Origin of the sequence: Gracilibacillus oryzae (assembly GCF_009498735.1) — a bacterium.
In the GTDB taxonomy this organism is placed as follows: domain Bacteria; phylum Bacillota; class Bacilli; order Bacillales; family Amphibacillaceae; genus Gracilibacillus; species Gracilibacillus oryzae.
Genome location: NZ_ML762442.1, coordinates 1 through 7,375 on the forward strand (window position 1 = coordinate 1; position 7,375 = coordinate 7,375).

At 38.4% G+C, this 7,375-nt stretch carries 7 protein-coding genes; 2 read left to right on the plus strand and 5 right to left on the minus strand.

Annotation, left to right across the window (positions count from 1 at the left end; translation table 11 throughout):
- Nucleotides 1–282 precede the first annotated feature (282 nt).
- From F9U64_RS17395 to gpr, 3 genes are all read right to left on the minus strand, one after another.
- Nucleotides 283–609, minus strand: a complete 327-nt coding sequence (locus tag F9U64_RS17395; protein WP_153406182.1) for a hypothetical protein — start codon at nt 607–609, stop codon at nt 283–285.
- Nucleotides 610–623: 14 nt separating this feature from the next.
- Nucleotides 624–1,802, minus strand: a complete 1,179-nt coding sequence (gene spoIIP / locus F9U64_RS17400) for a stage II sporulation protein P (protein ID WP_153406183.1) — start codon at nt 1,800–1,802, stop codon at nt 624–626.
- Between the two features lie 183 nt (nt 1,803–1,985).
- Nucleotides 1,986–3,083: a GPR endopeptidase gene (gene gpr, locus F9U64_RS17405; protein ID WP_153406184.1), complete on the minus strand. Its 1,098-nt coding sequence runs from the start codon at nt 3,081–3,083 to the stop codon at nt 1,986–1,988.
- Nucleotides 3,084–3,247: 164 nt separating this feature from the next.
- Here gpr and rpsT point away from each other — a divergent pair, with 164 nt between their 5' ends.
- A complete protein-coding gene (gene rpsT / locus F9U64_RS17410; RefSeq protein WP_153406185.1) occupies nt 3,248–3,514 on the plus strand; it encodes a 30S ribosomal protein S20 in 267 nt (88 codons plus the stop codon).
- 45 nt (nt 3,515–3,559) lie between these two features.
- Here the strand turns inward: rpsT and holA are convergent, their stop codons facing one another.
- Entirely contained in the window at nt 3,560–4,600 is a 1,041-nt protein-coding gene (holA, locus tag F9U64_RS17415; RefSeq protein WP_153406186.1) for a DNA polymerase III subunit delta, read from the minus strand.
- A 325-nt stretch (nt 4,601–4,925) separates the two neighbouring features.
- On the opposite strand from holA, the gene F9U64_RS17420 reads away from it, so the two are divergent.
- On the plus strand, nt 4,926–5,060 hold the full coding sequence (locus tag F9U64_RS17420; RefSeq protein ID WP_153406187.1) for a YqzM family protein: 135 nt from the start codon (nt 4,926–4,928) through the stop codon (nt 5,058–5,060).
- 37 nt (nt 5,061–5,097) lie between these two features.
- On the opposite strand, the gene F9U64_RS17425 is transcribed toward F9U64_RS17420, so the two are convergent.
- A partial coding sequence (locus tag F9U64_RS17425) for a DNA internalization-related competence protein ComEC/Rec2 (RefSeq protein ID WP_153406188.1) occupies nt 5,098–7,375 on the minus strand: 2,278 nt, incomplete at its 5' end.

Consider the following 7,375-nt stretch of genomic DNA (forward strand, 5'->3'; position numbering starts at 1 on the left):
CTTGCTTAAGAGCGGGAAGGAAGTCTGTTCTATCCACCGCCTAAAATATGGAGGGGTTTTTCAGTGGCCTCGAACAGCGCGAGCCGAAGATCCCGCAGAAAAAGCGCACTTTGCTTTTTTGAGGAAGCTGAAGCCGTGCCCACGGTAAAGAAGACACTGCTCAAGCGCATTTTATTTGAGTAGATGTCGCCCTTATGCCCTTGGGTGAAAGCGAGTGTTTTTCACCAGCGGTGGGTCTGCACTTTCATCTTTAGTACATTAGTAAGTCACACATTTAGGTTATCAAAACAGCTCATTAACAAAGGTATGGGTGATGGAGACGAGGCTGTCGCAGACTGTTTGGACGATTTGTTCGCCTCCGCTTGCTACATGAGATAAAAATGGCTGATCTTCTGGCAGGATTTCTTTTGGCTCCTGTTTTATTTCATCAATAATTGCTTGTCGGTCAACGATTAGCTCATTATTCATTTTACCGTCTGTTTTAGGTTCTTCCGCTGTGATTACGGGCACTCCTTGTTGAGATATATCTGGAGATGTCCGGTCAACCCCCAGATATAAACCAATTGAAAATATAATACTCATGACAAGCAGATAAAAAACATACTTCATTCTCTACACACCCCTTATTGACCAGAAACTTTTTCTGCGTCCCAATAATATTCACTAAAGATTTCTGCAAATACTTCTGAGGTGTTATAAAGTTCATCCATCGTATTATCCACCCCACCGAATTCCACTGTTAAAGCATTGCCGGAAACATCCTGGTTGTAGACCCCATTTCTGCCTGCTCCCCCATACATTTGTACACCTCGGCTTAATCCTGGGTATTTCTTTTCCAGAATTTCGTGAAGAGCGGAAGCCAATGCCAGGTTTTGTTCATAATTCGGATTATCTCCGCCAATAACAAACATTAACTTGGCATATTTTTTCCCTTTAATATTGATGGTTGTTACGTCTGCTCTCATGCTGTCCCTGTGCAGGTCAAACACAAAGTTGAGATCTTTGTTTTTAGTTAAGGCTGTTTCCACAACACTTTTGGAAGCCTTATAGGAATGAGCGGAATAATCCCAGCCGTTATTTACAAGAATCGCGCCAATATCTGTACCGTCAACTGTTGTACCAATCCCTTGCTGTTCCAAATCTTTTGCTAATTGATCACTAACCTTTGTAATATTTACTTCATGATGAAAAGCTCCATTCGGATCGGACACATCAGGAAGGTGTGGTAAAAAAGATTCCCTGTTGTGTGTGTTATAAATATACACAACTTCTTTATCACCAGTAGTTTTTTCCGCTACCGGTTCTTTTGGCGGAGTCGGATCTGGTTTCTCTTCAGGCATTGTGGCGTCTCTTTCCTCTAACACCACATCCAGCGGCGGGTTTGATTCCACCGTTAAGTTGGTATAATCTGTACCCTGGCCGGCAATTAATATTTGATTATCATAGGTGCTGAAGCCGGGAATTTCTCTGCTGACCAGGCTTCTTACATCGTGCAGCCTGATATTTGCTCCAACTTCAAATAATACCTTCCATAAATCCAATTCAGGTTCATCTTTTGGCAGAGCTTCCTTGAAGATTCGATTTTCCAAAATAAACAAGGAGAGAAAATGAGCTTCTTCCACATTACTTGTCCACTTTTTGATTGTAGTTGACGAAACTCGGTAATTTGGCTCTAAACTTGTCATTACACCAACGACGATGCACATCGTAAAAAATGAAATAATAAAAGCAGCAATAACTACCAGAATTTTATGCTTAGAAAACAACAAGACTCTTTTTTTTCTTGAAAAAGATCGATTCATTTCGTTCCCCTCTCTATCAACTCTATTACATTTACTAGAAATGTATGTCAGTTGAAAGAAGAGTAGAACTACTATTTTTATCACAGCGCCAACCGTCTGTGACATCCTGAACGAAAAGCTTGAAGTAAACACGAAGAAAGTAAGTGGGGGATACAAAAAACCCCCACTGATTACAGTCTCACTCTATTTTGTATAAGAAGAAGATGTATCTATTTCCACACTTTCATGTAAGGCAGCATTGATCCCTTTTGCCAAAAGATGGGCCATATCTTCAATGTAACCGTCAATTTCCTTTGGTGTGACCATTAAGTTATGACCAAGAGGTGTTAGTACTTCCTGCATCAATGCTCTTTTTTCCTTGTCATCCAGTGATCCAACCATTCCTAATATTTTTTGCCTTTTCTCAGGGGAAGGCAAGTCCTCATTTGTTAATTTTCTTGAGCCAAAATTCATTCCTGCCGGTGTTAATGATTTGGAAGGCTTATCTTTTTCATTCCATTCCTTCCCTATATGTTTCAGCACATAATCGATTGCATCACTTGTTATCGTTACAGCATCTACTACTGTAGGTACCCCGATGGCAATTACAGGAAGTCCTAATGTTTCTTTGCTTAACTCTTTTCTTTTATTTCCTACTCCTGAACCTGGGTGAATTCCTGCATCAGACAATTGAATTGTCGCATTGACTCGCTCGATTGATCTAGAAGCCAATGCATCAATGGCAATAACAAAATCCGGCTTTAATTTTTCAATAACACCTTTTATAATGTCACTTGTCTCTATTCCTGTCACACCCATGACACCTGGATTAATGGTGGCAACCCTGCGGTATCCCTCTGCAACATATTCTGGCTGATGCACAAATAAATGATTGGTTACCAGCACTTTTTCAATCGCCAATGGGCCCAGGGCATCTGGAGTTACATAACGGTTTCCAAGCCCGACAATCAGACCTGTCGCATCTTTTGAGATCTGATTTTTTTCCAGTAATTCAATTAATTGTGTGCATACAGCTTGAGCCGTTTCATGCTGTAAGTTGGTATCCTGCTTTTTAATGGCATCTGAATAAATCGTACGGTATGACCCTGGCCCCTTCCCTATTTGCTTTCCTCCTTCAGTGTCTACATCTACATAAGTAATGCGAATGTTTCCTTCCTTTTTGTCCGTAATTTTCACACCATTTATCTGATCCTGTTTTTCTTTTTGGGTATCTTTCTCCACGTACATTTCTTTTGCTTCTACCGCTAAATCTGTTCGCACACCAAATTCCTGATTATCCAAAAAAGAACACTCCCTACATTCATTTTGCATTAGTTTTTTCCGTTCGGTTTTATTTGATACATTTAGTCAGAGAATAATTTTTATTGATAAATTTGCAAAGCTTTGGTAAAATGTCTTTTGACCCAATTAAAGTAATGGTACGATGTAAGATGGAGGTGAATAGAATGGCAAATATTAAATCAGCGATCAAACGTGTACGTACGAATGAAGACCATCGTTTACACAACCAATCGATTAAAACAGATATGCGTTCACATATTAAAAAAGTGGAAACATTAGTAGATGCGAAAGATGTGGATTCAGCGAAATCAGCTCTTCAAACAGCTGTTAAAAAAATCGACAAAGCAGTACAAAAAGGTTTAGTCCATAAAAACAAAGGTAATCGTCAAAAAGCAAGATTATCTAAAAAAGTAAACGAAATTAGCGCATAATTAAGCAAAGCGTAAAAAGCCGCAATCATCATGATTGCGGCTTTTTTACACTGTTATCTTCTGCTTTCTCAACATAACGAGCTCATATAATAACAATTCAAATCCTAAATTTTTCTCTACTTTCCCTGTTTTCATATTCGCATCAGCTTCTGCCAATAATTGAAGAGCTTCTGTTAATTCACCATGTGAAAATTGTGCCTGCCTAGAAACCGAAAGTTTGGCTACATATGGGTGAATCTTTAGTTGGGAAGCCATTTGTTTCTGGTTATACCCTTTTTGATGTAATGTCTTCACATGAAGCAATGTTCTGAACTGAGATGCCAATAAGGCAATTAATTTAATTGGTTCTTCCCCAAGCTTTGCCAGATCTTTTGTAATATTAATTGCTTTAACCAGATTATTTGCAATGATTGCATCAACAAGCTTAAGCGCTGAGTTACTTTCATGGTGGGAAAGCAGCAATTCTGCATCTTCTAACCGGATGGTGTTCCCTTCACCAATATATAAAGCGATTTTTTCCATTTCTGATTGAAGAATCATCAGGTCTGTCCCAATCTCGTTAATCATGTAGGTAACTACTTCTGGTTCCACCTTAACATGATGGTTTTCGGCAATTCTTTCTAAAGCTTCATTCATATTCCATTCTTTCAATGGTTCACATGCAACAGCTTTAGCATGCTTTTTAAGTTGTTTTACTACTTTTTTCCGTTCATCTAATTTTTCAAATGGTGCGATAATAACCAAGATGGAATAAGGAGCAGGGTTCATCATATAACTGATTAATTCATCTGTTTGGTGATCTAGTTCGGACGCTGGTGGTTTTGCTTTTAAAAAACTTGCATTTGCTGCAAGAATGATTTTCTTCTCACCGAAAAATGGATAAGTATTTGCATCATTCACTACTTCCTGAATCGTTACTTCTTCAAGATCAAATATGGATATATTAGTCTCACGGTCCTCATCATTCATCGAGCGGTATAATGATTGTTTGATCTCTTCTATCATATAAGTTTCTGTTCCATATATGTAATAAACAGGTGCAATCTTCCCTTTGTTTATTTCTTCAATCGTCTCTAAATAATTCATTCTTTCATCCCCAATATGTCAATCAATAATCCTTTGTACAGAAAATGTTGATAATTTTTCTATTATGTTTTATTGTATAATAAGATTAGCATTAAGAAAAGCCGCTTTTATTTCTTACTTAATGAAAGAAGGGAAAGCTCTTTCACACCTTCCCTCCACAATCTATATCAACGCAGCTTCATCAGCCCTAGGTATCTAATCAAGCTGCGACATTTTCTTTACATATAGATTGACCGAAACACTGAATTATATTGGTGTAAACTCTTGCTAAGTGAGGGAATACTGTAGAAAAAAGGAACAATTATTTACCTAAGGAGGTTTAAGTATGAATAAATTCGAAAAGGAAGTTCAATCCAAACGTCATGATCTATTCGACGCTGGTGCTGGTTTTATTTTTTCATTTGCATTTTTTATGATCATCTTCTTTATTGCGGTAATTTTTGATGCGATTGGTTCATAATGATTAGGGAAACGGGACTTCTTGGTAAGTCCCGTTTTTATTTGTTTCTGCCGCTTTCTTGTTTGTATACTGTATCGTATGGAAGATAGGTTGAAAACGTTCCACTTCTCTGATTAAATATATAAGTTACTGCCCCATGCTTGTCTGTTCTGAGTATCGTATTCCCTGACTGTTCCAGCCGCTCCACAACTTCTTGATCCGGGTGGCCATACCTGTTCTCTCTCCCAACCGATATAATACTGAATTGCGGCATTGTTGCCTTCAGGAAAGCATCCGAAGTAGATGTGCCACTGCCATGGTGAGCTACTTTTAACACATCTGTATGTAAGTCTGGATACATGTTTATTAGCATTTGTTCACTTTCCTCTCCAATATCTCCTGTAAAAAGCCATGTTAGCTCACCAAAGCTTGCAGAAAACACTAAAGAATTTTCATTCGAATCTCCTGTATCAGCAGTTGGATGAAGAACATCTAATTGATAGTCTCCGATCGTAATTTGCGACCCTGCCATTGCCTCTAAATAGATAAAATCATTATTTATATGTTTATATTCTTCCATCGTTTGCTTATCAAAAAAGGAGGAGGTGATAAGATAATTAACAGGATAATCCTCCAAGATATAGGACACACTGCCAATATGGTCCGTATCCCCATGGGACAAGATGATTGCATCTAATCGGGATATCCCTCTTGACATTAGATATGGCCGAATAACCTGTTCATACACTGTGCTGGATGGGGAAGTAAAGTCTCTGTTCATCTTAGCACCTGCGTCTATAAGAAAAACACCAGATCGATATGGCAATTCCACAACAATCGCATCACCCTGGCCCATATCAAGAAATGTGATTCGCCCATTGCTGTCGAAATAAGGCAAAGCACTAATGATCATCATGCTGACAGCAAGTAATACACCAATGAAAAAAGCAGGTAACTTCATCTTTTTTTCGAGTAAAATGAAAAAAACAAGCAAAATACCATAATATACCGCAATATATACTGGCGGAAGTGTACCAACTGTCCAGGAGTAGGACAGGTTCTGATCAATAAAGTGGAGGATCTGCAGAAAGTTATCGTGTATGAAATAGAAGAAGCTGCTTAATCCCCGGACAAGAAATGGTGCCCACACACTGCAGATAATGATAAGCAATATAGGCAGAACAAAAAGGGAAAAGTAAGGGATTACCATCAGATTTAACAAAACAGTCAATGGTTGAAACTGGTAAAATGCATTAAGTTGAAGTGGTAAGATAATGAGCAGACTAATCAGGCTAATCCTTAGTATGATCCAGCCATTGCCAATCTCATCTGTTATTATTTTTTTAGAAAATAATATTGCATATGTCACAATAAAGCTGAATTGAAATGCAAGAGCATTGACAATAGACGGATCTGTCCATACCATTGCCAGAAATACAAAGCTAAGGACACTGGAGGTATGTAATGATACCTTCCATTTTTTAAACAGGATGAGCAATAAAGCAAGGATACTTGCACGCCAGACAGAAGGTGCCGCTCCCGCAATGACGGGATATACCGGTAGTATCAAGGCAACTATCCACTGCATTTGCTCCCTTGTCATCTGAATGACGTATAACCCGAAGAAATAAAGACATGTCAGCAATAATCCTACATGCAGGCCTGATATAGCTAACAAATGGGAAAGTCCCCAATCCTGAAAAAGGGTGATTGTTGCTTCGGGCAGTTGCTTCCTGTCACCGAAAAGCAATGCATTGATCCATCCATAGGTAAACGAATCAGCATGTTGGTTTACTTGTTCTAACAGCTGATTGCGCCAATCATATAAGTGCTGCAGGAATGATTGACCTTCACAATTGGTTTTTTGCATATCTGAAATAACAAATTGCCCTGCAATACCTTGATCTGATAAAAATTCTCCATAGTCAAATTCGCCTGGATTAGATGCATATAGATCTGTTTGAAAAGAACCGTTAACTGTACAAAGACTGCCATGCCGAAGGGTTTTTACTTTTTTATCAGAAGAACTTTCCTGATCAGGAAAATAATATACTTTTATCAAGGTATTTTGCTCCTTGATTTGAAAGTTAAAGGAAGAATAAGTATTTGAATGAATTATGTCAGAAGATATTCTGCCTTGAAGGGTTATATTGGAAGAGGGTTGGACAGGAGTTTGCCGATTATCAGGGGGATCTGCCAGGACATAACTTATCAAAAAAAATGCGAAGACGACAAAAGCAAATCGAATGGTCCAACGCTTTGTTCTGATAAAATAGATGAGCAAACATCCTAAAATAATACTGAACCACTGGTGACCTGTCAGCTTAATAGTCATT